A 23,812-nucleotide genomic window follows, 5' to 3' on the forward strand; every position below is an offset into this window, starting at 1 on the left:
GGTTCGCCGGGGACCCCCGATTTCTCGGTGTCGTGGCTGTGCCCTCGGGGGACGGGAGCACCCCCAGGCGTTTGCACTTCCTCTATCGGCCGTCTGCCTTCGACGAGCGTGCGGCGCGCAGACACTGGGAGGACGCGGACCCCGCTGACCTCGACCGAGCGCGTCGTGCGGGTGCGCGCCATGTCAACGACGCGCCGTCAGCTCTCCCCCGTACCAGTGGTCGCGAGGGAGGATGAACATGAACACCCCCACGATCCTCCTCGATCCCTCGACTGCGGATCCTCACGCGGAGCTGTGGTTCGTCGAGCCTCCCGGCTTCGTCCCCCTCCCCTTGGACACGTTGCTCCCCGACGGCTGGTCCGGGTCCGGCGACAGTTTGAGAGAGGCAGCCGCACCGTTTCTCGACGCTGCGCCCGACGACACAGCCCGTCGGCAATTCGTGGCTGCCTTCTGCACCGGTCAACAACTCCTGGCCGCCCTCCGCGAAACCGGAACCGTTCACTGTTCCATCGGTCTGCACCGGGACGACCTGGGGCAGGGGTCCCCGGGGCGAGGGGATGAGGTGCTGCTCTTCTCGCTCTTCACGGTCTCCTGGAGGGATACCGCTGTCGCTCCGAGGGGCGTGACCGCCGCGCGTGTTGTGACGGGAGGGGCCGGGCACGAGCAGGTCGAGTTCGCGGAGCTGCCCGCTGGGCCCGCCGGGTTCGGTGAGACCACGTCCACGCCCGCCGCCGGCAGCGGGCTGCCCCAGCAGCGGCTGCTCCAGGTGCACGCATATCTGCCTCACCCGGACTGCAGGCGGCTCGCCGTGCTCACGCTGACCACCACCGCGCCCGCCCGGCGAGCGGAGTACCGGGCGATTCTGCGGCTCATCGCGGAGAGCGTCAGCTTTGAGAGCCCGTTGGGGGAAAGCGCGAGCGGTGGGTCGTAACCGTAGGGGGTATCCGGCCCTGTCCTTCGGGTAGGGACACCTCCATGACCACACTCGGTGTCGTCCTGCGTCCTCAGCTTGCTCCTGAGCGGATTCGTTCCGTTGTTGACGTGGCCGATCGGGGTGGGCTCGAGGAAGTGTGGTTGTGGGAGGACTGTTTTCGGGAGGGCGGGATCTCCGGTGCCGCCGCCGCGCTGGCGTGGAGCGAGCGTGTGCGGGTCGGGGTCGGACTGCTGCCCGTGCCCTTGCGGAACGTGGCTGTCACCGCCATGGAGGCCGCCACCCTGCACCGGATGTTCCCCGGCCGCGTGATCGTCGGCCTCGGGCACGGTGTGCAGGACTGGATGGCACAGGTCGGCGCCCGGGTCGAATCGCCGGTGACGCTCCTGCGGGAGCATCTCGTCGCGCTGCGGCGGCTGCTGCGCGGCGAGCGGGTCAGCAGTGAGGGACGGTATGTGACGCTTCGTGACGTCGCCCTCGACTGGCCGCCCGGCACCGGCGTCGAGGTGCTCGCCGGCGCCACCGGGCCGCGGACCCTGCGGCTCAGCGGCGAGGCCGCCGACGGCACCATCCTCACCGCCTCCACCTCACCGGACGGAGTGCGACGTGCGCGGCGGCTCATCGAGGAAGGGCGGCGTGCCGCGGGCCGTGACACCGGCGGCCACAAGGTCGTCGTCTATCTGCTCGCCGCCACCGGGCCGGGCGCCGCCGAACGGTTGCGGGCCGAGCTGGAGGACGAAGGTGTCGGGTCCGAGGCCGGGCTCGGCGTCGCCGGGGACGCGGCTGCCGTCTCCGAGGCGGTACGGCGGCTGGCCGACGCCGGGGCCGATTCCGTGATCCTCCAGCCCACGGGCGACGAGCCGGACCCCGAAGGCTTCGTGCGGTTCGTCGCGGAGGACGTGGTCCCGTATGTCACGGAGGACGTGGTCCCGTATGTCGCGGAGGACGTGGTCCCGCATGTCGCCGAGGACGGGCACAAACGACCCGCGCCGGCGAGGCGCACAGGTGACGCACGCCAGTGAAGCGCACAAGGATGCGCGCCCTTAATGACAGGCGACACGCAGACGCGAACAGGTATGAAGGAGGCATGATCACCCGAGCCGACAGCGACCGCTCCTTCGAGGATCTCCTCGCCGAAGGCGTCTCCGTGCCCATCGAAGGGTGGGACTTCTCCTGGTTCGAGGGGCGGGCCACCGAGGCGCGGCCCTCTTGGGGGTACGCCACCGCCATGGCTGAGCGGCTCGCGCACGCCACTGCCGCCCTCGACGTTCAGACCGGCGGCGGTGAGGTGCTGCAGTTCGCCCTCACTCGTGCCGCCCCGCAACGGCCAACCCTCGTCGTCGCCACCGAGGGGTGGCCGCCCAACGCCGGCAAGGCCACCGCCCTCCTCCGGCCGTACGGGGCGGCCGTCGTCGCGTCCCCTGAGGACGCACCGCTGCCCTTCGCCGACGGCGCCTTCGATCTCGTCGTCAGCCGGCACCCCGTCCAGGCGCACTGGTCGGAGATCGCGCGGGTGCTCGAGCCCGGTGGCCGGTACTTCGCCCAGCACGTCGGACCCGCCAGCGTCTTCGAGCTCGTCGAGCACTTCCTCGGGCCGCAGCCGGAGGAGGTGCGCGGAGCGCGGCATCCGGATGTCGAGCGGCGGGAGGCCGAGGCGGCGGGGCTTGAGGTCGTCGATCTGCGGGCCGAGCGGCTGCGGATGGAGTTCTACGACATCGCCGCCGTCGTGCATTTCCTGCGCAAGGTGATCTGGATGGTGCCGGACTTCAGCGTGGAGAAGTACCGGCCGCAGTTGCGCGAGCTGCACGAACGGATCCAGTCCGAGGGGGCGTTCGTCGCGCACAGCAGCCGGCATCTCTTCGACGTACGCAAGCCCGAGAGCGCCTAGAGCCGTAGGCGTAGACGTAGACGTAGACGTAGACGTAGACGTAGCCCTACGCGTGCGGTCCCGTCCTCACCTCGCCGACCACCAGCTCCGGCCTCGCCTCCAGCACCGCCCCGACCAGCTCCACCTGCTCGCCCAGCTCCCGTTCCTGCCGCGCCGTCAGCCGTCCCAGCGGCTCGACCGTAACCGTCGTGCGACGGCCGCTGCGCCTCTGGTGCCATACGCCCGCCACCACTCCGTCCACCAGCAGCACCGGGAAGTTCCCGGCCTGCCCGCCCGCCAGGGCGCGCTGGTACGCCTTCCCCGGGAACAGGCGCTCGCGCGGCTGGGCCGCGACGGCGTACGCGTCGAAGTAGGGCAGGAGGCGCAGGCCCCGGGCGGGGGCCGCCGGGAACTCCGTGTCCCCCGACGCCACCCACCAGCCCCGCGCGCCCTCGAACTCGACCTCCTCGATCCCACCCCTCACCGCCGACTCCCGGAAGACCTCCGACGCCCATCCCGTCGGCGCGGCCAGCCACTTCGCGAAGTGCTGCGGTGTCGCCGGTCCGTAGGCGCGCAGATAACGGCGTACGAAGGCGGGCAGGGCCTCGTCCGTCCGCGTCGCGCCCTCGGCGGCGGCCGGTGCGCGGGTGTACGTCACCTTCCGCCCGCGGTCGGGGCCGAAGCACAGCACGCCGGCCCAGCCCGCCCGGTGCAGCACCTGACGCCAGCGGGGCCACAGGTCCTGGAACGCCGGCATCACCAGGTCACCGGCCCACACGCCGGTGCGGGCCACAACCTCCTCGCCGAGCTCGTCGATCGTCAGGCACGCGTCGGTGAGCGCCTCGCCGATCGCGGCCACGACCTGCTCCTCCTGCTCCTCGGTGAGCCGGACATCGGGCGGGAACGGGCCGGCGCCCCTCGGCACCGCGCTCAGGGCCGTACACCACAGGGGCAGTTCGTGCGCCGGGAGGAGATGGACGGTCCCGCGCGGGCCGAACGTCTTCACCAGGGAGCGGTCCTCCCACAGCGCGGCCCGTACGTCGGCCCGTGTCGCCCCGGCCGTCCGCAGCCCCACCGACAGCTCGGCCGCGGACAGGACCTGGGCGTGGGCGCCGAGCATCGTGGCGACCACCTCGGCGAGCGGTACGTCCGCCGGCGCGGGGGTGGCCAAGAACTGCCGTTCGATCCTCCGTGCGCTCGTCTCGGGCCATGCGATCTTCGGGATCGTCGTCATGGGTTCGACGGTAGGAGAGATGGAGGACAGTTTCCGTCCTAGATCCGATCCGGACCCATCGGGGCTCCATCATCTCCGTCCTCTTCATCCCTTCTGTCCCATCTACATCGAACGTCCCCAGAGTTTCCGCATCGTTATGGCTCTGGGCTCGCCTTTCCTGCCCGGGTTCGCGTAGGTTCGGACCAAGGTAATTCGCGCCAGCAAAGCTGCGCAGGGTGGTACCGCGCAGTGGAGGGGGCTGCGCGGTGCCCGGCCGGGTCAAGCGCGCGCACCACGCCCCGGTCACCCGTCGGAGGGACGGCCAGAAGGGTTGTCGCGAGGGCGCCTCACGCCGCCACGTTCTTCACACGGCTCCCTCAACCCCCGAGTTTTCGCGGATTTCCGTCGGGTTTCGGTCACGAGAGGGCCCTGAACGACGGCTTCCGGGGGCATCGCGGCGTCGCGGATCGGTTCCGGAGAGTAGTTGTGGCACGCCGATGCGCGCAGCATCCCTTACGAAGGGTTATGGTGGAAACCCCCCCTCGGGCCGGTCCGTCTCCCCCCCACGGACCGGCCCGTTTTTTGTGCCCTCGGGCTCCGCCCGCTGGCTAGAGTCCGGGGCATGTCGAACGAGCATCCGACACCGCCCCCTCCCCACTCCGGCCCCTACGGCCCGTCCGTCCCCCACGGTCAGCCCGCGTACGGTCAGCCGCCCGCGTACGGTCAGCCGCCCGGCCCCTACGGCCCCCCGGCCGCCGGCCCCTACCCTCAGGCGCACCCGCACCCACACGCCCAGCTCCACGGGCACCCGCACCCGCACGCCCACCCGTGGCCCGGCGCCCCGTCGCCCTACACCCCCGCCCCACCCCTGACCATGCCCGGCCCCGTCCGCGCCGCCCAGGTGGTGATCTTCGCGACGCTCGGGCTGGGGGTGCTGCTCACCGTCCTGGTCGCCGTCGGCGCCGGTGCCCAGGCGTCGGGGCGCTTCTTCAGTACGTATCTGATGACGCTGGTGCTGTTCGTCCTGGCGTTCCGGTATCCGAAGGCGGGCAACGGCGTCCGGGTCGCGTCGATCGTGCTGGCCTCCGTGCAGATCCTGTTCGCGCTCAGTGCGACGGCGCGAGGTGTCCCGCTGGGGATCGTGCCGCTCGGCAGCGCGATCGCCGTCGTCGTCCTGCTCAGCCAGGGCTCGGCCGGCGCGTGGTTCAAGCGGCCCCGGGCACACGACGTACCGCCGCACTACGCCTGACAGCCGCCGCAACTCCTGACATACGCCCCCCACCCCGGACGTTGGGGACCCCCGCCCCCGCGGGGGTAGGCTCTGCCTCCGGGGACCGCCATACGGACAGGGTCCGCCGGCGCCCGGCACCGGGTCGCAGGCCGCCGAACCGCGGCCGAGGCCACGCCTGTCCGATCCGTACGGAGGGGCTGACGATCACGTGAACCTGCGCGACAAGCTGCGCGGCCTGCTGGTCAGGCTGTACGCGCGCCGGGTGGAAGGCCACCTGGACCACGCTCAGGTGCCCAAGCACATCGGCGTCATCATGGACGGCAACCGTCGCTGGGCCAAGGCCGCCGGTTCCACCACCGCCCAGGGGCACCGGGCCGGGGCGGACAAGATCGAGGAGTTCCTCGGCTGGTGCAGCGAGACGGACGTCGAGGTCGTCACCCTGTGGCTGCTGTCGACGGACAACTTCGACCGGCCCAAGGAGGAGCTGGTCCCGCTCCTCGGGATCATCGAGGACGTCGTGCGCACCCTCGCCGCCGACGGGCGCTGGCGGGTGCACCACGTCGGCACGCTCGACCTGCTGCCCGCCGGAATGCAGCGGACCCTCAAGGAGGCCGAGGAGGCCACCGCCCACGTCGCCGGGATAACGGTCAACGTGGCCATCGGGTACGGCGGGCGGCAGGAGATCGCCGACGCCGTGCGGTCCATGCTGCTGGACGCCCATGAGAAGGGCACGTCGATGGAGGCGCTCGCCGAGGCCGTCGACGTCGACATGATCGGGCGTCACCTCTACACCCGCGCCCAGCCCGACCCGGACCTGGTGATCCGCACCAGCGGCGAGCAGCGGCTGTCCGGATTCATGCTCTGGCAGACCGCGCACTCGGAGTACTACTTCTGCGAGGTCTTCTGGCCGGCCTTCCGCAAGGTCGACTTCCTGCGCGCCCTGCGCGACTACGCGGCCCGCCACCGCCGTTACGGCGGCTGACGAGGCCCCCGGGGACGAGGGCCCGGCCCTTCACGTTCTGCGCAGACCTCGCACGTCACACGGAGTTCACCGGCGCGCCGTCATATGCCGTGGCATGGCAGCGCTTGTTCGAGGGCATAAGCCAGACAGGTCGACACCCGAACCACGGGTGTCGGATCTCAGCGGGCGGCGCGGGTGCCGTCCGCCCGGGAGGCCCTTTTGCACCAGCCCGACCGTGCGGTCACGGCACGGAAGAAGCAGCGGAGGGCCGGTTCTCGGCCCCTGCGTGCGCAGGGCGGCCGACGACCGGCCTGGTTTGTCTCACTCTCCCGGCCCAGCCTCCGCTCCGTCGCTCCCCGACCTCATCCGAGGGGGTACGTCCTTCCGTGGTGACCAGCACAAAGCGCCACAAGCCAGACCGGCGCACCTATGTCCTCGACACCAGCGTCCTGCTGGCCGACCCGAACGCCCTGAGCCGCTTCGACGAGCACGAGGTCGTGCTCCCCATCGTCGTGGTGACGGAACTGGAGGCCAAGCGGCACCATCCCGAACTCGGCTACTTCGCCCGTCAGGCCCTGCGCCTGCTCGACGACTACCGGGTGCGGCACGGCCGTCTTGACGCCCCCATCCCCATCGGGGACCTCGGCGGCACCGTGCGTGTCGAGCTCAACCACTCGGACCCCAGCGTGCTGCCCAGTGGCTACCGCCTGGGGGACAACGACTCCCGCATCCTCGCGGTCGCCCGCAATCTGCAGGCCGAGGGGTTCGACGTCACCGTCGTGTCGAAGGACCTCCCGCTGCGGATCAAGGCGTCCTCCGTCGGCCTGCTCGCCGAGGAGTACCGCGCGGAGCTCGCCATCACGGACGCCTCCGGCTGGACCGGAATGTCCGAAGTGACCCTGCCCGGCGAGCAGGTGGACATCCTCTTCGAGGAGGGGCACGTCTACGTCCCCGAGGCCGCGCACCTTCCCGTGCACACCGGTCTGACCATCCAGTCGGAGCGCGGCAAGGCGCTCGGCCGGGTCACCGCCGAGGGCAACGTGCGCCTGGTGCGCGGCGACCGGGACGCGTTCGGCATCAAGGGCCGCAGCGCCGAGCAGCGGATCGCGCTGGACCTGCTGCTCGACCCGGACGTCGGCATCGTGTCGATGGGCGGCCGGGCCGGCACCGGCAAGTCGGCGCTGGCGCTGTGCGCGGGCCTGGAGGCGGTGCTGGAGCGGCGTCAGCACCAGAAGGTGATGGTCTTCCGGCCGCTGTACGCGGTCGGCGGGCAGGAGCTCGGCTATCTGCCCGGCAGCGAGGCCGAGAAGATGAGCCCCTGGGCGCAGGCCGTCTTCGACACCCTGTCGGCGGTCACCAGCCGTGAGGTCATCGAGGAGGTCACCGCCCGCGGCATGCTGGAGGTGCTGCCGCTGACGCACATCCGGGGCCGTTCGCTGCACGACGCGTTCGTCATCGTGGACGAGGCCCAGTCGCTGGAGCGGAACGTTCTGCTGACCGTTCTGTCCCGGATCGGCGCCAATTCACGGGTCGTTCTGACCCATGACGTCGCGCAGCGGGACAATCTCAGGGTCGGTCGCTATGACGGTGTCGTCGCGGTCGTCGAGAAGCTGAAGGGACATCCGCTTTTCGCCCATGTGACCCTGACTCGCTCCGAGAGGTCCCAGATCGCGGCCCTTGTGACCGAAATGCTCGAGGACGGGCAGGTCTGACCCGCACCTCCTGACACACACCAACAAGGGCTGGTTACGCAGTAGTTGGCGCCGTCCGGGAAAGACGTAGAGCCTAGCCGGGCGGCGTCGGCGCGTGTGCGGCTTTCCGACAATCCCCTGGACCAAACGGCATGTGAGCTTTCACACGCAACGCAGAATTGCCTTGCCCCGTCCGGTTACGGCAGAGTCTCACTCCTGTCAGGCCCCGCATACGACACAGCTGTACCCCCAGCGGTACAGCGCCACAGAACACACAGCTTCAACTCCATAGCGTCGTCGTATGCCGCCCGAGCACCACGCGGCACTCCCCTCGCGGGAGTTGCCCACCGGGCCCGTGCCTCCCGTGACCCGCAGTTGGGGAGGCCAGTGCCAGGGGCACGATTGCGTCCGCGAGGGTCACCGAAGCGGGCGATGCTGGAAGGAAACCGTGTGAGCCGGATCTCGGTCCGGGGATTCGCAGTGGCCTCGGCCACGGCGGTCACCGCTGTCGGAAGCGTTGTCGGCGTTGCCTCGGGCAGCACCGCGCAGAACAACGACGCCGAAGCGACGGCAACAGGCGCCACCACGCTGCTCGCGGACATCCCCGCGGGCCAGCAGGCCCAGGTGCAGACCGCGTCCCTGACGCAGCAGGCCGAAACCATGGCCATCGCCGCGGACACGAGCGCGAAGAAGGAAGCCGAGGAGGCCGCCCGCAAGGCAGCCGCCGAGACCGCGGTCGCCAAGAAGGAGGCCGCCGAGAAGGCAGCCAAGGCGGCCAAGGAGCGCGAAGAGGCGCAGGCCGCCGCGAGCCGCTCCAAGGACGCGTCCGACTTCGCGGTCCAGAGCTCCTACTCCATCTCCCAGATCCAGGCCATGGCACGCCAGATGGTGCCGGCCGGACAGTGGCAGTGCTTCAGCAACATCGTGGACCACGAGTCCAGCTGGAACTACAAGGCCGTCAACCCCTCCTCGGGCGCCTACGGTCTCTTCCAGGCCCTGCCGGGCTCCAAGATGTCGTCGGTCGGCTCCGACTGGCAGACCAACCCGGCCACCCAGATCAAGTGGGGCCTGAACTACATGAACGAGCGCTACGGCAGCCCCTGCGAGGCGTGGTCGTTCTGGCAGGCCAACCGCTGGTACTAGAGCCTTAGGAGCGCCGCGGCCCGGCCCGCCGCTCCACCCCGGCACAGCCCCACACCGTTCCACGGTGCGGGGCTTTCACCATGTACGGTCTGACCGACGACTCCAGGGGGAGTGGTGGGGAGAAACGGGGGAAAGGGACGGATCATGTCGCGAGTGCCAGGGTGGCTGGGCCGGGTCGGAGCCCGACTGACCGAGGTCGGCAAGCGGTTGGAGCAGCGCCGCGCCGAAGTGGAGCGGGAGGACCGGGACGACCGGGACGCCGGGTCGGGCCAGGAGCCGGCGCCGCGGAGCGTTCCGGCCACGGACCAGGTGCCCCCGCCCCCCGACTACGCCCCCGCCGTCAGGCCCCGGCCGGATCCCGCGCAGGCCGTGCCCTGGGGGGTGCGGGTCGCGGCCGAGGCCGGCTGGCGGCTGCTGGTGCTGGCCGGCACGCTCTGGGTGCTGATGCGGGTCATCAGCGCCGTCCAGCTGGTGGTGCTGGCCTTCGTCGCCGCGCTGCTGATGACGGCGCTGCTCCAGCCGACGGTGACGCGGCTGCGGCGCATAGGGGTGCCGCGCGGTCCGGCGACGGCGCTGACGGCGCTGTTCGGCTTCGTCGTCATGGGCCTGATCGGCTGGTTCGTGACCTGGCAGGTCATGGAGAACATCGACAACCTCTCCGACCAGATCCAGGACGGCATCGACGAGCTGCGCAACTGGCTGCTCAACAGCCCGTTCCACGTCACCGACAAACAGATCAACGAGATCGCCAGGAACCTGCGCGAGGCGGTCGGCGCCAACACCGAGCAGATCACCTCGGCCGGCCTGGAGGGCGTCACGGTCGTCGTGGAGGCGCTCACCGGCATCCTGCTGGCGGTGTTCTCCACCCTGTTCCTGCTCTACGACGGCAAGCGGATCTGGCAGTGGACGCTCAAGCTCGTCCCCGCCGCGGCCCGTCCGGGCGTCGCCGGTGCCGGTCCGGCCGCGTGGCGCACGCTGACCGCGTACGTGCGCGGCACGGTGATCGTGGCGCTGATCGACGCGATCTTCATCGGCATCGGCATCTACTTCCTCGATGTGCCGATGGCGGTGCCGCTCGCCGTCTTCATCTTCCTGTTCTCCTTCATCCCGCTGGTCGGTGCGGTGGTCTCGGGCGCGCTGGCCGTGGTCGTCGCGCTCGTCACGCAGGGCGTGTTCACCGGTGTGATGACGCTCGCCGTGGTGCTGGCGGTGCAGCAGATCGAGGGCCACGTCCTGCAGCCGTTCATCCTGGGCCGCGCGGTGCGGGTGCATCCGCTGGCCGTGGTGCTGGCCGTGGCCACGGGCGGCATGGTGGCCGGCATCGGCGGCGCGGTCGTCGCCGTACCTCTGGTGGCGGTCACCAACACCGTCGCCGGCTATCTGCGCGCCTACTCGCAGGAGGCGGCCGTACGCCACTCCCCGAAGCCGCACGGCGCGACGGCGATGTCGGCGGCGCCGGCGCCCGCGCCCCCGGCGGCGCAGCCGCCGCCCGAGCAGCCGAAGGAGCCGTAGAGCCGCAGCGACAAGCGACGGGCCCGTCCACCGGCTGTGGTGGACGGGCCCGTCGTCGATGCGGGGCGTACGGGGTTACTCCGCGAGGGCCGCCTCGGCGTCCAGGGTCGCGGCGACCGCCTGGATCACCGCGGCGATCTTGAACGCCTCCTGGATGACCTCACGCTCCAGGCCGGCCTTGCGCAGCACCTGCTCGTGCGAGTCGAGGCACATGCCGCAGCCGTTGATCGCGGAGACCGCGAAGGACCAGAACTCGAAGTCGACCTTGTCGACGCCCGGGTTGCCGATGACGTTCATCCGCAGACCGGCGCGCAGGTTGCCGTACTCGTGGTCCGACAGCAGGTGACGGGTGCGGTAGAAGACGTTGTTCATCGCCATCACCGCGGCGGCGGCCTTGGCGGCCTGGTACGCCTCCGGCGACAGGTTCGCCTTCGCCTCCGGCTCCAGCTCGCGCAGCACGACGGCCGAGCGCGAGGCGATCGCCGTCGACAGCACCGTGCCCCACAGCTGCTGGGCCGGCAGGTCGGAGTTGCCGATGACCGAGCCCAGGTTGAGCTTCAGGTCCTTGGCGTAGTCCGGTATGCGGGACTTCAGCGAGTCGAGGGACATGCCTCACTCACCAGCCAGCAGCTTGACCGGGTCCAGGGTCTCGTCGCCCTTGGTCCAGTTGCACGGGCACAGCTCGTCGGTCTGCAGGGCGTCCAGGACCCGCAGGACCTCCTTCGGGTTCCGGCCGACGGAGCCCGCGGTCACCATCGAGAACTGGATCTCGTTGTTCTGGTCGACGATGAAGACGGCGCGCTTGGCGAAACCGTCCTCGCCCTCGATGCCGAGGTCGCGCATCAGCTCGTGCTTGGAGTCGGCCATCATCGGGAAGGGCAGGTCACGCAGGTCGTCGTGGTCCTTGCGCCAGGCGTGGTGGACGAACTCGGAGTCACCGGAGAAGCCGAGGATCTGGGCGTCGCGGTCGGCGAACTCGTCGTTCAGCTTGCCGAAGGCCGCGATCTCGGTCGGGCACACGAAGGTGAAGTCCTTGGGCCAGGCGAACACGATCTTCCACTTGCCCTCGTAGGTCTTGTGGTTGATCGTCTCGAACTCCTTGCCCTTCTCCAGCGAGACGCAGGCGGTCAGTTCGAACTCGGGGAACTTGTCACCGACAGTGAGCACACGCTCTCCTTGCAGCGAAGAAACACCCGGGTCGCGGGTGTTTCCCATGGGTTGGACTGTGCCGATGCTGGCACAGGGTGCATTGATTAATGAAATAGCTACACTCGGTCGAGTTGATCGGAGGTGGCTATCAGTGACAGTCGGTAACGCGGGTCACAGGCGCAGGCAGCCGAGCCTTGCGCAGCTGAGGGCGTTCGCGGCGGTGGCGGAGCATCTGCACTTCCGGGACGCCGCCGCGGCGATCGGGATGAGCCAGCCCGCGCTGTCGGGGGCCGTCTCCGCACTGGAGGAGACACTCGGTGTCACCCTCCTCGAGCGTACGACGCGCAAGGTGCTGCTCTCGCCCGCCGGTGAGCGGCTGGCCGTGCGGACCAAGGCGGTGCTGGAGGAGGTCGGGGCGCTCATGGAGGAGGCCGAGGCGGTGCGGGCGCCGTTCACCGGGGTGCTGCGGCTCGGGGTGATCCCGACGGTCGCCCCGTATCTGCTGCCGACCGTGCTGCGGCTGGTCCACGAGCGCTATCCGCACCTCGACCTCCAGGTGCACGAGGAGCAGACCGCGAGCCTGCTCGACGGGCTGACCAGCGGCCGGCTCGACCTGCTGCTGCTCGCGGTGCCGCTCGGGGTGCCGGGTGTGAGTGAACTGCCGCTGTTCGACGAGGACTTCGTGCTCGTCACGCCGCTGGACCACTGGCTCGGCGGGCGGGAGGGCATTCCGCGCGAGGCGCTGCGCGAGCTGAATCTGCTGCTGCTGGACGAGGGGCACTGTCTGCGGGACCAGGCGCTGGACATCTGCCGGGAGGCGGGGCGTGCGGACGTTCCGGCCACCACGACGGCGGCCGGGTTGTCCACGCTGGTGCAGCTGGTCGCGGGTGGGCTCGGGGTGACGCTGCTGCCCCGGACCGCCGTCAAGGTCGAGACGACCCGCTCCAGTCAGCTCCTCACCGGGTACTTCGCCGAGCCGGCCCCGACCCGTCGGATCGCCCTCGCGATGCGGGCGGGGGCGGCGCGTGCGGCGGAGTACGAGGAGCTGGCGGCGGCGCTGCGGGATGCGATGCGCGAGCTCCCGGTGCGGATCGTGAGCTGATTCCGCCCCCGCCGCCCTACCCATTCCCGTCCCCTGGGGGCTGCGCCCCCAGACCCCCCGCTTCGGCCCTGAACGGGCCTCGTCCTCAAACGCCGGACGGGCTGAGTGCGGGCGGGCGGGAACCTACTCCGTGCGCAATCCGTCCGGGCGCATCATGCGGAGCAGCGGCGGCAGGCTCAGCAGAGTCACCGCCAGGACCACCCCCGCACCGATCCCCGTCATCGACAGCACACTCGGCCAGTCCACCCGCACCGACGTCGCCGTCATCCGCAGCAGCACCGCACCCAGCGTCATCCCCACGGCCGACGCCAGCAGCAGCCCCAGCCCGATCGGGATGGCCGTCTGCCACAGCACCGACAGGCTCAGCGTGCGCCGCCGCGTGCCGAAGGCGACCAGCGACGACAGCAGCTTGCGCCGCTCACGCAGCTGCTCCAGTTGCGACACCAGCAGGCTCGCCCCGATCAGCACCAGCACCGCCGTCGCGCCGACGAACAGCCCCGTGCGGATGGAGTCGAAGCGGTTGGAGCGCTCGGTGGCCTGCCAGTTCATCGGCTCGGCCGTGGGGTCGATGCCCGCCGCCGTGTTGCGCACGTACTCGCGGGCGTACGGCACCGAGTCGTCGACCGCGAGATACAGCTCCCCGCTGACGGCCCCGGCCACCTCCGGTGTCATCGCGCCCGGCGTCATCAGGAAGCCGCCCCGCCTGGAGCCGGTCGGATCCTCGACGGACCGGGCTTTCTTCAGCCCCGCCGGGACGGTCCAGGAGACGTCCGCGCCCTGGGTGCCGGCCGGGCCGGACGTCTCGAGGTACAGCTTCCGGCCCGGCTTGCTCAGGGCCGGCGTATCGGTGTCGTACTCACCGCCGGAGACCGCGAACGCGTCGCCGTCCCGGCACGAGGGCAGCTCCGCCACCTCCCGCAGCGTCGCGCAGTCGGCGACGGTCAGCTGGGCGGTGCGCTCGGGACCCTTCTTCCAGGAGGCGTCCCCGAGGTAGCCCTCGGACAGCGGGTACACCTTCCGTACGCCCTTGGTGTCCTCGAACTCGGCGACGGCGTCGGAGAGTTCCACACCGTCCGGGACCCGCACCTGCATCTGGGCCCGCGACACGTCGTATCCCGTCACCTTGGTGTAGTCGCCCTCCACCCCGGCGAACAGCATCTGCAACGCGATCGCCCCGGCGACGGCCACCGCGATGCCGTTGACCATGCGGGCCGCGGTACCGCTGCTCAACTGCAGCCTCCGTACCGCCAGCTGCCAGGCGACCCCTCCCGCGCCGAGCCGGGCGACGACCGCCTCGACGATCCACGGGAGCAGTGCGGTGATGCCGATCAGCAGCAGCAGGACACCGCCGACGACCAGGTACTGGTTGAAATCGCCGTCGTCGCGGCCCTGCCCGACCATCGGGTAGAGCATCGCCACACCGGCGAGCGGCAGCAGCAGCCGCCACCACAGCCGGCGCCGCGCGGGCCGGGCGGTGCGCACCACACCCAGCGGCTCGATGACCACGCCGCGCAGCGCGATCAGCGTCACCAGGATCGCCGCCGCGGGTACGGCCACCGCGACCAGCAGCGCGAGCAGCGGGGAGGGGTTCAGGTAGCTGGGGAACACGCTGATGTCGAACACCTCGAAGGAGGCGGCGACCTCGCGCCCGATCAGGAAGAAGACCGTGCCGAGGACCAGCCCCAGCAGGGCGCCCGCGAGTGCCTCGCCGGCGGCGATGCGCCGGGTGCTCGCGCCGTCCGAACCGACCAGCCGCAGCGCGGCGAGCCTGCGGTCGCGCCGCTCGCCGCCGAAGCGGACGGCCGCCGCGATGAACACCGCCACCGGCGTCAGCAGCACGACGAACACGACCAGCACCAGCAGCACCAGCACCGGGTCGGTCGGCTCGGGCCGCATCTCGGGCGGCCCGAACTCGTCGATCCGCGCGACCGTCGAGCCGTTGATCCGCTCCGCGAGCCCCTCGGCGCCCGCGTAGTAGGCGAGTTCCTGCGAGCCGATGAGCCCCTGCTCGTCGATCGTCCCCACGATGTCGTAGGGCAGCCGCTCCCGCAGCAGCTTGCCGCCGTCCGACTCCAGCAGCTCCTTCAGCGCGGGGGAGACCACCATGTCACCCGGCGCCGGGAACTCGTCGAGCCCCGGCGGCAACGGCGCCTTCGCGCCCTCCGGCTCCATCAGCCGGCCGCGCACGTCCCGGTCCCGGAACTCGGTGTCGATGTCCGCGATGACCAGGGTGTCGTCGGCCTTGGCCTTGGCCTCCTGGCTGTAGGTGTAGTCGAGGCGGGCCTCCTCGCGCCGGTGCCGTTCGGAGAGCGCGTTCGGGATGGCGGTGGTGAGCAGCAGCAGTGCCACTCCGAGGCCGACGCCGACGGCCGTGAGCACCGCCCGGATCCAGCCCTCCCGTCCGCCCGCGAAGGCGAACCGGGTGCCCATGGCCAGATCCCGGGCCCAGTCCCGCGCACTCATACGACGCGCTCCATGTCCCGCGACTTCCCGTCCCGTACGACGATCTCGCGGTCCGAGTACGCGGCCACCCGCGCCTCGTGCGTGACCAGCACGACGGCCGCGTTGGTGGAACGGGCCGCGTCCGTGAGCAGCTCCATCACGCGTTCGCCGTTGAGGGAGTCGAGCGCGCCGGTCGGCTCGTCCGCGAACAGCACCCGCGGACCGGTGACCAGCGCCCGCGCGACGGCGACGCGCTGTCCCTGACCGCCGGAGACCTCGCCGGGCCGCTTCTTGCGGACGTCGTCGACCTCCAGCCGCTCCAGCCAGGTCAGCGCGGCCCGCTCGGCCTCCTTGCGCGGGGTGCCGTTCAGCCGCAGCGGCAGAGCGACGTTCTCCACGCAGGTCAGCTCCGGGACCAGCTGCCCGAACTGGAAGACGAAGCCGAACTCCGAGCGCCTCAGCGCGCTGCGCTCGGCGTCGCTCATCGCGGTCAGCTCGCGCCCGTTGTAGAGGATCGACCCGGAGTCGGGGGTGACGATCCCGGCGAGGCAGTGCAGCAGGGTCGACTTGCCGGACCCGGAGGGGCCCATCACGGCGACGACCTCACCGGGGTGGATGGAGAAGGCGGCGCCGTCCAGCGCGGTGGTCGGGCCGTAGGCCTTGCGCAGCTCGTCGGCGGCGAGCAGGGTGCCGGCGGGGAAGGAGGTCATCGGGTCACCGCCTCACGGAGCTTGTCGAGGCGTGCCGCGGTCAGCTCCAGCCAGCGCAGGTCGGCCTCCAGGTGGAACAGGGCGTGGTCGCAGATCAGCTGGTCCGCGAGGTCCCCCTTGCGCTTGCGGTCGGTGAGGATCCGCATGCTGCGCAGATGCTCCGAGCGCTGCGTGTCGAGGATGTCGGCCGCGTCCCGGCTGGTGAGCAGCGCGAGGACGACCTTCGTGTACAGCGTCGACTGAAGGTACGGCTCCGGCTTCTCCGGGGTCGCGAGCCAGCGCTCGACATCGGTGATGCCGGCCTCGGTGATCGCGTACCGCTTGCGTTCGGGGCCGTCGCCGGCCTCGATGCCGTCGACTTCGACGAGCCCGTTCTTCAGCAGGCGGGACATCGTCGAGTAGACCTGGCCGTAGTGCAGCGGCCGGTCGTGACCGAACTTCTCGTCGAAGGCCCGCTTCAGGTCGTAGCCGTGGCGCGGGCCGGACTCCAGGAGCCCCAGGAGGGTGTGACCGATGGACATGCCGAGGACTCTACACACGGTGTATACGCCCCATGTATACGCCGAGTGTGTAGATCATGGCGGGGTGTAGGAGAGCGCAGGTGGGGCGCGATTGTCACGGTTCTGCTACTGAGGCCGCTGACCGTCGCCGGGAGGCTGTGCGGGTGGCCGGCCCCGGCGGGGGAGCGGCCCGGTGTTGCCCGGCAACCGCCCGGCCTCCGCCAGGGCCCGCCGCAACAGGAACTCGATCTGTGCGTTGGCCGACCGCAGCTCGTCGTTCGCCCAGCGGGCCAGCGCCTCGTACACCGCCGGGTCCAGCCGCAGCAGCACCTGCTTGCGCTGCGGCCGGCCGCGGGAACCTTCTGAGGGGGCCGTCACTGGTAGAGGGTCCCGGTGTTGAGGACCGGCTGCGCGGAACGGTCGCCGCACAGCACCACCATCAGGTTGGACACCATCGCCGCCTTGCGCTCGGAGTCCAGCTCCACGAGGTCCCGCTCGGCGATCCGGGTCAGCGCCGACTCGACCATGCCCACGGCGCCCTCCACGATCTGCTTGCGAGCCGCCACGACCGCCCCGGCCTGCTGCCGCTGGAGCATCGCCGAGGCGATCTCGGGAGCGTAGGCGAGGTGGGTGAAGCGGGACTCGATGATCTGCACGCCGGCCGCCTCCACGCGGGCGTGCAGTTCGACGGCGAGCTTCTCGGTGATCTCCTCGGCGTTGCCGCGCAGCGACAGGCCGTCCTCGTCGTGGGCGTCGTAGGGGTACTCGATGGCGATGTGGCGTACGGCCGCCTCGGTCTGGGTGGAGACGAACTCGATGTAGTCGTCCACCTCGAAGGTGGCCTGCGCGGTGTCCTCCACCCGCCACACCACGACCGCGGCGAGCTCGATCGGGTTGCCGTAGGCGTCGTTGACCTTCAGGACGGCGGTCTCGTGATTGCGTACGCGCGTCGAGATCTTGGTGCGCGAGGTGAAGGGGTTCACCCAGCGCAGCCCGTCCTGCCGGATCGTGCCCCGGTAGCGGCCGAAGAGCTGCACCACGCGCGCCTCGCCCGGCGCCACCATGTTCAGCCCGGCCATGGCCAGGAACGAGGCGAGCACCACCAGGACGCCGGAGATGATCAGCGCCGCCTTGCCCCCGGCCCCGGAGACCGCCGTGGCGCCCACGATCAGCCCGGCGCCGGCCAGCAGTCCGACCAGTCCGAGCAGCAGGGCCAGCCCGCCGCCGATGCTGTGCGCCGCGAACTCCCGTACGCGCGGGGCGGGCATCTCGGGTACGTCGGCGGTGGTCTGCGCTTCGTGTGCGGACATGAGCTGTCCCCCGTTTCGTCTAGCTCAGTGCTTACTAAGTGCTAGCACTTTACCCGATTGCGGCAACCTCAACCCCCTCTCGGACGTCGGTTCCGTTGGGGCGGGTGCTGATTGTCACGTCCGTAACGACCGCATCGGCAGCCCTTTGTCATATCTCCCGGTGTTAGCTTTCTGAGCTGACCTGAGCGGCGAATCTGTGTGGCACGCGGGCACACACGAGCGAAGCGGAGCAGAAGGAACCCATGGGACGAGCGGAAGAAAGACGCGCACGACAGCGCGGTGGGCGCCGTGCGGCACCCAACGGCCGCCGCTCGTCGGGCGCGGCCGGCCGCACCGGCATACGCCGCTTCTTCACCTGGAAGAAGATCCTCGGCACGTTCTTCGGCCTCTGCCTGCTCGGCATGGGCGCCTTCATCGCGCTGTACATGATGATCGACATCCCGGCCGCGGGGAACGAGGACGCCAAGCGGCAGGGCAACGTCTACAAGTACAGCGACGGCTCGATCCTGGCCCGCAGCGGCTTCAACCGCGAGGTCGTCGACCTGGCGCAGATACCGAAGCCGGTCCAGAAGACCTTCGTCGCCGCCGAGAACAAGACCTTCTACAAGGACGCCGGCGTCGACCTCAAGGGCACCGCACGCGGTCTGTTCAACACGCTGTCCGGCAAGGGCGCGCAGGGCGGCTCGACGATCACCCAGCAGTACGTCAAGAACTACTACCTGACGCAGGACCAGACCGTCACGCGCAAGCTGAAGGAACTGGTCATCTCGCTGAAGCTGGACCGCGAGAAGTCCAAGGACTACATCCTCGCCGGCTACATCAACACCAGCTACTACGGCCGCAACGCCTACGGCATCCAGGCCGCCGCCCAGGCCTACTACCGCGTCGACGCCGAGGACCTCTCCGTCGCGCAGGGCGCGTACCTGGCCGCGCTGCTCCAGGCACCGAGCCAGTACGACTGGGCGGTCGCCTCCGAGAGCAGCAGGAAGCTGGTCAAGGCCCGCTGGAACTACGTCCTGGACAACATGGTCGAGCAGGGCTGGCTGGACCGGTCCGAGCGCGCCGGCATGAAGTTCCCCGTGCCCGAGTCGCCCAAGGGCGACCCCGGCCTGAAGGGACAGGCCGGCTACCTGGTGAACGCGGCCAACTCCGCGCTGAAGGAGCAGCTCGTCGCCGAGGGCACCGCCGAGGACGCCAAGCAGGCCGACGCCCTGGTGGACGCTGGCGGCTGGACGATCACCCTCAACATCGACAAGAAGAAGCAGGCCGCGCTCGAGAAGGCCGTCAAGACCCAGCTCACCAGCAAGCTGGACCCGAAGGACCGCAAGGTCGACGCGGACATCCAGGCAGGTGCCGCGTCCGTGAACCCCAAGACCGGCGCGGTCGTGGCCATGTACGGCGGCGAGGACTACCTCAAGCACTACATGAACAACGCCACCCGCACCGACTACCAGGTCGCCTCGACCTTCAAGCCGGTCATCCTGGCCGCCGCCCTGGAGGAGAAGGCCCAGACCCAGACCGGTAGGCCGATCACCGCCAACACGATCTACGACGGCACCAGCGAGCGCGAGGTCGTCGACGACGGCAGGAAGGTCGGCTTCGCCCCCGAGAACGAGGACGACGGCAACTACGGCCCCATCACCGTGCAGTCGGCGATGAACAAGTCCGTCAACTCCGTCTTCGCGCAGATGGGCGTCGACGTCGGCATGCCGAAGGTGATGGAGACCGCCGGCAAGCTCGGCATGCGCGTCGAGGACCTGGAGGCGGTGCCCGCGCAGACCCTGGGCTCCATGGGCGCGAGCCCGCTGGAGATGGCCGGCGTCTACGCCACCCTCGACAACCACGGCAAGAAGGTCACCCCGACCCTCATCAAGTCGGCCGAGCACCGCACCCGTACGGTCACCATGCCGGACGCGGTCGGCGAGGAGGTCATCAGCCGTGCGACCGCCGACACCGTGACCTCGGTGCTCACGGGCGTGGTCGACGACGGTACGGCCCGCCGGGCCGTGCGGGACAACCCGCTGCGCGACGGCCAGCAGGTCGCCGGCAAGACCGGCACCTCCGACAACAACAAGTCGGCCTGGTTCACCGGCTACACGCCCGATCTGGTCACCGCGGTCGGCCTGTTCGGCGAGGACGACAAGCCCCCGCACAAGCAGGTCGAGATGTACGGCGCGGGCGGCAACGACCGTGTCAACGGCGGTGGCTTCCCGGCGGAGATCTGGGCGGCGTACATGTTCGGCGTGCTCGACGAGACCAGCAAGTTCGACCTGGACACCGACCAGGGCGCGGCCGTCCAGCCGTCGTGGACGCCGTCGGCCACGCAGAGCCCGTCACAGACGCCCAGCCAGGAGCCGACGACGAAGGCACCGACCTCCGAGGCCCCGTCGCAGACGCCGTCCCAGGAGCCCACGTCCGAGCCCCCGAGCCAGACGCCGACGACCAAGCCGCCGACGGACGAGCAGCCCACGGCCCCACCGACCTTCGAGATCCCGAAGGACCCGGACGAGCCCCAGCAGGACTAGAAACAGGCGGCGACCGCCACCCCCTGAGGGGCGCGGGGCTGTGTTCACCGTGCGGCTCCGCCGCGTGGGCGCGACCAGCCACAACACACCGGCACGCGCGCACGCACCTCGCGCCCCGAGCTCATAGGCGCCCCGACGACATCAGCCGCCCCGGTTCAGCTCGAACCACACCACCTTGCCGGTACTCAACCGAGTCGCACCCCACCGCCGCGCCAGCCGGTTGACGAGGTAAAGACCACGGCCCCCCTCGTCCGTGGCGCGAGCCTGCCGCAGCCGCGGCAACTGCGGCACATCGTCCCCGACCTCGCACCGCAGCACATCCGTCCGCAGCAACCGCAGCGTCACCGGCCGGGTGGCATACCGCACGGCATTCGTCACGACCTCGCTGACCAGCAGCTCCACCGAATCACTGAGCTCCTCCATGCCCCAGCGGGACAGCGCCCGCCGGGCCAGCCGCCGGGCCCGCCCGGGCGCCGCGTCCTCCGGCTCCAGGAACCAGTACGCCACGTCGCTCGGCGCGATCCCGTCGAACCGGGCGGCCAGCAGCGCGATGTCGTCGTCCCGGTCGCCCGGACCGAGCATGTCCAGCACCTCGTCGCACAGGGCCTCGAGGGGCGGCGGATGATCGGGCCCGGTCAGCCGGGCGGTCGCGGCGAGCTTCTCGCGCAGCTGCTCGATGCCGGTCCACACGTCGCGCAGACGCGACTCGACCAGGCCGTCGGTGTACAGCAGCAGCGTCGCCCCGGCGGGCGCGTCCAGCTCCACGGCCTCGAAGTCCACCCCGCCGACGCCGATCGGGGCGCCCGCGGGGACGCGCAGCACCTCCGCCTCGCCGCCCAGGTGCAGCAGCACGGGCGGCGGGTGACCGGCGTTGGCGATGGTGATGCGGTGGGATACCGGGTCGTAGACCGCGTACAGGCAGGTCGCCATGCGGTCCACGCCGAGCCGCTGCGCCTGCTCGTCGAGATGGTGCAGCACCTCCTGTGGCGGCAGGTCGAGCCCGGCGAGGGTCTGCGCGGTGGTGCGCAGCTGACCCATGATCGCGGCGGAGGTCATGGAGTGCCCCATGACGTCACCGACGACCAGCGCGACCCGGCTGCCGGGCAGCGGGATCGCGTCGTACCAGTCGCCGCCGACCCGCGCGGTCTCCGCCGCGGGCAGATAGCGCGAGGCCAGCCGTACGCCGGTGCAGCGGGGCAGGTTCTCCGGGAGCATGGTGCGCTGCAACTCGTCCGCGATGTACGCCTCGCGCCCGTACAGCACCGCCTTGTCGATGCCGAGGGCGCTGTGCGTGGCGAGCTGCGCGGCGACCAGCAGATCGTCCGCCTCGAACGGGATGCGCTCAGGGCCGCGCAGGAACAGCGCGGCGCCGATCACCCGGCGCCGGCCGCGCAGCGGCGCGAGGATCGCCCGCTGCCCGTCGGGCACCGCGGACTCACCGTCCTCGCCGAGGAGTTCGGGCAGGGCGGCGCGGGCGGCGGGCGCGTCGGTGAACACCGGGCGCACGCCGCGCAGGACTTCGGCGAGCGCGCTGCCGGGCCGTACGGTGCACAGCTCGGCGCCCACCGACTCCAGCTCGGACGACGGCTCCGGCTGGACGGCCGCGGCGAAGCCGCCCTCGGTGTCACGCTCGGCCGGGACGCGGTCGGTGCGGCGCAGCCGCAGCACCAGCGGGCCGGTGGGACGTTCGTCACCGACCGGCAGCGGGTCGCGCAGATAGACGAGGATCGCGTCGGCGAAGGTGGGCACGGTGGCCCGGCACAGCCCCATCACGATCTCGTCGAGGTCGATCCCGCGGGCGATCCGCCGGGTCGCGGCCCCGACGAAGCGCAGCCGGTCACCGTCCCGCCGCATCGGCGTGGGCCGCCCGGGCGGCGCCCCTTTCCCGGTCCGCCGCTCCTGCCCGTCGGAGCGCTGCGCGGGCGTGCCCGGCTCGCCGGCCGGCTGGACCGGGATGCCCTCGGGCACGGGCCGCGGCCGGTGCGCGTCGGGCTCGGCGCTCTGTTCGGCCCGGGGCTGGGAGTGCTCGGCCCGGGGCACCGATCCGGGGCCGTCGCTGCCCCTGCCCGTGCCGGGCGCGGTCGCCGGGTCCTGGCCGGTGCCGCCGGGCGCGACCGTGTCCGGCGCCGGGGATTTCGACGTGCCGGCCGTTTCCGAGGCAGCCCGGGTCCGCGCGGCATCCGGGATCTGCGAGGCGCCCGACGCCCCTTCGGCGGCGGACGTGCCCGCGGTCGCCGGTGCCGCCGAGGCACCGGACGGGCCCGAGGCGGACGGGGACGCCGCCCCGGACGTCGGCGGCTCCGCGCCGGAGCGGCTCTGTGCCGGTAAGGCGGAGGCCGCACCGGGCATGCGGAGCGGTGCCGGGGTGTGCACGAGTGCCCCGCGGGGATCCGCGGGGGTGACGCCCGGCTGGGGGCGTTCGAAGGAGGTCGGCTGCTCCGTCACGCGTGTCGGGTCCGTCCGTCCGGCGCTGCGCGCCATGCGTGCGCTTCGTCCCGCCGAGATTCCGATACCCGGAATACGTGTCCCGGGAACGGAATTCCCGTGTGGTCAGGGGATGTTCCTGTGCCGTCGGCCGACCGTCCCCGGCCCGTACCGGTGTTGCCGTACCCCTCGCTCACGTCCTGCCGCCCCTCGGTGACGTCCGGTCAAGCCCAGCGCGTGCTCCGGTAGTTGCCGCCCGGTCGATTACTGCTCCCTGTCTTGCGGAGGACGATCCTACGTTTCCTGCCCGGGGGCGCATCAAGGGTCTCATGAGGACACATGCGCGGGCGTGCGGTCCCAGTCCTGCGGCAGCGACGGTACCGGCCAGGACGGATCCGGGCGCCAGTTCTGCCAGCCGTCCGAGAACGGCGGCCCCCACCCGGAGATCACCTCCACCGCGGCCCGCCCGGCCTCCCGCACGCGTCCGGCCAGCGCGGAGTCCACCAGCCCGTCCCGCTGGGCCTGGGCGAACTCGTCCTCGTCGCGCCAGTGCCAGCCACCGTCCGGGTGCACGGAGATGTCCAGGAAGTGATCCTCGGAGTCCACCCCGCCCTCCCAGCGGACCAGCGGCTCCTCGAGGTTCACGTACCAGTTCTTGAACCGCCAGCCCGGCTCCCAGAACAGCCACACCGACCAGGGCTCACCGGGCCGCGCCAGCTTCAGCACACCCGTGCCGAACCACCGGTCGCGCTGCACGGTCCGCGGCTTGGTGTAGCGCGTGCTCAACGGCTCCCGGTGCACCGGCGTGCCGTCCGCGAGGACCGGCTTCACACACTCGGTGCCGGGCGCCAGCCACACGGCGAGCAGCTCCGGGTCGTCGCGTACGACCGTGACGGGGCGCGCGATGTGGAAGCGCGCGCCGCCGTTCTCCCGGTACCGCCACAGGATCTGTGTCCCGGGCGTCCAGAAGACCGCCGCACCACCCGCCTGACCGCGCCTCACCGCTCCGCCCTCTGTCATGCGCAGATATTAGGTGTCACAGGCATACGACGCTGCGGCCCCCGTCACGGTTCACCCTCCGGGGACCGGCCCTGCCGCAGC

The 23,812-nt window shown here is 71.1% G+C and carries 20 protein-coding genes; 10 read left to right on the forward strand and 10 right to left on the reverse strand.

From position 1 onward, the window contains the following. The first annotated feature begins 238 nt into the window (after window positions 1-238). The 3 genes from AB0412_RS23255 to AB0412_RS23265 all read left to right on the forward strand — a co-directional run bounded on the left by AB0412_RS23255 (window position 239) and on the right by AB0412_RS23265 (window position 2,819). Window positions 239-931, forward strand: coding sequence for a hypothetical protein (locus AB0412_RS23255; RefSeq protein ID WP_366404483.1), 693 nt, complete (start codon window positions 239-241; stop codon window positions 929-931). A gap of 44 nt (window positions 932-975) precedes the next feature. Next, window positions 976-1,953, forward strand: a complete 978-nt coding sequence (locus AB0412_RS23260; protein ID WP_366404484.1) for an LLM class flavin-dependent oxidoreductase — start codon at window positions 976-978, stop codon at window positions 1,951-1,953. Window positions 1,954-2,018: 65 nt separating this feature from the next. Continuing rightward, window positions 2,019-2,819 carry a class I SAM-dependent methyltransferase gene (locus AB0412_RS23265; protein ID WP_366404485.1) on the forward strand — a complete coding sequence of 267 codons (801 nt, stop codon included), beginning with the start codon at window positions 2,019-2,021 and terminating at the stop codon, window positions 2,817-2,819. 46 nt (window positions 2,820-2,865) lie between these two features. Here the strand turns inward: AB0412_RS23265 and AB0412_RS23270 are convergent, their stop codons facing one another. Further along, complete coding sequence (locus AB0412_RS23270; protein ID WP_366404486.1) at window positions 2,866-4,032, reverse strand: winged helix DNA-binding domain-containing protein; 1,167 nt, start codon at window positions 4,030-4,032, stop codon at window positions 2,866-2,868. 601 nt (window positions 4,033-4,633) lie between these two features. On the opposite strand from AB0412_RS23270, the gene AB0412_RS23275 reads away from it, so the two are divergent. From AB0412_RS23275 to AB0412_RS23295, 5 genes are all read left to right on the forward strand, one after another. After that, window positions 4,634-5,260, forward strand: coding sequence for a hypothetical protein (locus AB0412_RS23275; protein WP_366404487.1), 627 nt, complete (start codon window positions 4,634-4,636; stop codon window positions 5,258-5,260). Window positions 5,261-5,450: 190 nt separating this feature from the next. Next, window positions 5,451-6,224, forward strand: a complete 774-nt coding sequence (locus tag AB0412_RS23280) for an isoprenyl transferase (RefSeq protein WP_366404488.1) — start codon at window positions 5,451-5,453, stop codon at window positions 6,222-6,224. Window positions 6,225-6,589: 365 nt separating this feature from the next. Then, a complete protein-coding gene (locus tag AB0412_RS23285; RefSeq protein WP_366404489.1) occupies window positions 6,590-7,915 on the forward strand; it encodes a PhoH family protein in 1,326 nt (441 codons plus the stop codon). Window positions 7,916-8,344: 429 nt separating this feature from the next. Further along, window positions 8,345-9,037 carry a transglycosylase SLT domain-containing protein gene (locus AB0412_RS23290; RefSeq protein ID WP_366404490.1) on the forward strand — a complete coding sequence of 231 codons (693 nt, stop codon included), beginning with the start codon at window positions 8,345-8,347 and terminating at the stop codon, window positions 9,035-9,037. 144 nt (window positions 9,038-9,181) lie between these two features. Then, window positions 9,182-10,549 carry an AI-2E family transporter gene (locus tag AB0412_RS23295; protein ID WP_366404491.1) on the forward strand — a complete coding sequence of 456 codons (1,368 nt, stop codon included), beginning with the start codon at window positions 9,182-9,184 and terminating at the stop codon, window positions 10,547-10,549. A 75-nt stretch (window positions 10,550-10,624) separates the two neighbouring features. On the opposite strand, the gene AB0412_RS23300 is transcribed toward AB0412_RS23295, so the two are convergent. Together AB0412_RS23300 and AB0412_RS23305 are read right to left on the reverse strand one after the other, a co-directional pair. Beyond that, window positions 10,625-11,158 (reverse strand): alkyl hydroperoxide reductase, encoded by a 534-nt coding sequence (locus AB0412_RS23300; protein ID WP_366404492.1) that lies wholly within the window; start codon window positions 11,156-11,158, stop codon window positions 10,625-10,627. A gap of 3 nt (window positions 11,159-11,161) precedes the next feature. Continuing rightward, complete coding sequence (locus AB0412_RS23305; RefSeq protein WP_366404493.1) at window positions 11,162-11,716, reverse strand: peroxiredoxin; 555 nt, start codon at window positions 11,714-11,716, stop codon at window positions 11,162-11,164. Window positions 11,717-11,849: 133 nt separating this feature from the next. On the opposite strand from AB0412_RS23305, the gene AB0412_RS23310 reads away from it, so the two are divergent. Beyond that, entirely contained in the window at window positions 11,850-12,800 is a 951-nt protein-coding gene (locus AB0412_RS23310; protein WP_366404494.1) for a LysR substrate-binding domain-containing protein, read from the forward strand. Window positions 12,801-12,923: 123 nt separating this feature from the next. Here AB0412_RS23310 and AB0412_RS23315 read toward each other — a convergent pair whose 3' ends face one another. From AB0412_RS23315 to AB0412_RS23335, 5 genes are all read right to left on the reverse strand, one after another. Next, window positions 12,924-15,263, reverse strand: a complete 2,340-nt coding sequence (locus AB0412_RS23315) for an FtsX-like permease family protein (RefSeq protein WP_366404495.1) — start codon at window positions 15,261-15,263, stop codon at window positions 12,924-12,926. Next, on the reverse strand, window positions 15,260-15,952 hold the full coding sequence (locus AB0412_RS23320; RefSeq protein ID WP_366404496.1) for an ABC transporter ATP-binding protein: 693 nt from the start codon (window positions 15,950-15,952) through the stop codon (window positions 15,260-15,262). The genes AB0412_RS23315 and AB0412_RS23320 overlap by 4 nt, the downstream gene beginning before the upstream one ends. Next, entirely contained in the window at window positions 15,949-16,473 is a 525-nt protein-coding gene (locus AB0412_RS23325; protein WP_260828236.1) for a PadR family transcriptional regulator, read from the reverse strand. Before AB0412_RS23325 ends, AB0412_RS23320 begins: the two co-directional genes overlap by 4 nt. A gap of 105 nt (window positions 16,474-16,578) precedes the next feature. Beyond that, window positions 16,579-16,830 (reverse strand): hypothetical protein, encoded by a 252-nt coding sequence (locus AB0412_RS23330; protein ID WP_366404497.1) that lies wholly within the window; start codon window positions 16,828-16,830, stop codon window positions 16,579-16,581. Beyond that, on the reverse strand, window positions 16,827-17,762 hold the full coding sequence (locus AB0412_RS23335; RefSeq protein WP_366404498.1) for an SPFH domain-containing protein: 936 nt from the start codon (window positions 17,760-17,762) through the stop codon (window positions 16,827-16,829). Before AB0412_RS23335 ends, AB0412_RS23330 begins: the two co-directional genes overlap by 4 nt. 242 nt (window positions 17,763-18,004) lie before the next feature. Here AB0412_RS23335 and AB0412_RS23340 point away from each other — a divergent pair, with 242 nt between their 5' ends. Further along, window positions 18,005-20,287: a transglycosylase domain-containing protein gene (locus tag AB0412_RS23340; RefSeq protein WP_366404499.1), complete on the forward strand. Its 2,283-nt coding sequence runs from the start codon at window positions 18,005-18,007 to the stop codon at window positions 20,285-20,287. A 141-nt stretch (window positions 20,288-20,428) separates the two neighbouring features. Here the strand turns inward: AB0412_RS23340 and AB0412_RS23345 are convergent, their stop codons facing one another. Both AB0412_RS23345 and AB0412_RS23350 read right to left on the reverse strand, forming a co-directional pair. Further along, on the reverse strand, window positions 20,429-22,636 hold the full coding sequence (locus tag AB0412_RS23345; protein WP_366404533.1) for a SpoIIE family protein phosphatase: 2,208 nt from the start codon (window positions 22,634-22,636) through the stop codon (window positions 20,429-20,431). A 402-nt stretch (window positions 22,637-23,038) separates the two neighbouring features. Beyond that, window positions 23,039-23,731, reverse strand: coding sequence for a DUF402 domain-containing protein (locus tag AB0412_RS23350; protein WP_366404500.1), 693 nt, complete (start codon window positions 23,729-23,731; stop codon window positions 23,039-23,041). Window positions 23,732-23,812: the final 81 nt, after the last annotated feature.

Origin of the sequence: Streptomyces sp. NPDC052012, assembly GCF_040689265.1 — a bacterium.
GTDB lineage: Bacteria > Actinomycetota > Actinomycetes > Streptomycetales > Streptomycetaceae > Streptomyces.

What these genes read in the sequence shown, in the direction of transcription:
- AB0412_RS23315 (WP_366404495.1), bottom strand. Translation starts at nt 15,263, where the DNA reads ATGAGTGCGCGGGACTGGGCCCGGGATCTGGCCATGGGCACCCGGTTC.
- AB0412_RS23260 (WP_366404484.1), top strand. Translation starts at nt 976, where the DNA reads ATGACCACACTCGGTGTCGTCCTGCGTCCTCAGCTTGCTCCTGAGCGG.
- AB0412_RS23320 (WP_366404496.1), bottom strand. Translation starts at nt 15,952, where the DNA reads ATGACCTCCTTCCCCGCCGGCACCCTGCTCGCCGCCGACGAGCTGCGC.
- AB0412_RS23345 (WP_366404533.1), bottom strand. Translation starts at nt 22,636, where the DNA reads ATGCCCGGTGCGGCCTCCGCCTTACCGGCACAGAGCCGCTCCGGCGCG.
- AB0412_RS23255 (WP_366404483.1), top strand. Translation starts at nt 239, where the DNA reads ATGAACACCCCCACGATCCTCCTCGATCCCTCGACTGCGGATCCTCAC.
- AB0412_RS23335 (WP_366404498.1), bottom strand. Translation starts at nt 17,762, where the DNA reads ATGTCCGCACACGAAGCGCAGACCACCGCCGACGTACCCGAGATGCCC.
- AB0412_RS23275 (WP_366404487.1), top strand. Translation starts at nt 4,634, where the DNA reads ATGTCGAACGAGCATCCGACACCGCCCCCTCCCCACTCCGGCCCCTAC.
- AB0412_RS23270 (WP_366404486.1), bottom strand. Translation starts at nt 4,032, where the DNA reads ATGACGACGATCCCGAAGATCGCATGGCCCGAGACGAGCGCACGGAGG.
- AB0412_RS23340 (WP_366404499.1), top strand. Translation starts at nt 18,005, where the DNA reads ATGGGACGAGCGGAAGAAAGACGCGCACGACAGCGCGGTGGGCGCCGT.
- AB0412_RS23265 (WP_366404485.1), top strand. Translation starts at nt 2,019, where the DNA reads ATGATCACCCGAGCCGACAGCGACCGCTCCTTCGAGGATCTCCTCGCC.
- AB0412_RS23325 (WP_260828236.1), bottom strand. Translation starts at nt 16,473, where the DNA reads ATGTCCATCGGTCACACCCTCCTGGGGCTCCTGGAGTCCGGCCCGCGC.
- AB0412_RS23295 (WP_366404491.1), top strand. Translation starts at nt 9,182, where the DNA reads ATGTCGCGAGTGCCAGGGTGGCTGGGCCGGGTCGGAGCCCGACTGACC.
- AB0412_RS23300 (WP_366404492.1), bottom strand. Translation starts at nt 11,158, where the DNA reads ATGTCCCTCGACTCGCTGAAGTCCCGCATACCGGACTACGCCAAGGAC.
- AB0412_RS23350 (WP_366404500.1), bottom strand. Translation starts at nt 23,731, where the DNA reads ATGACAGAGGGCGGAGCGGTGAGGCGCGGTCAGGCGGGTGGTGCGGCG.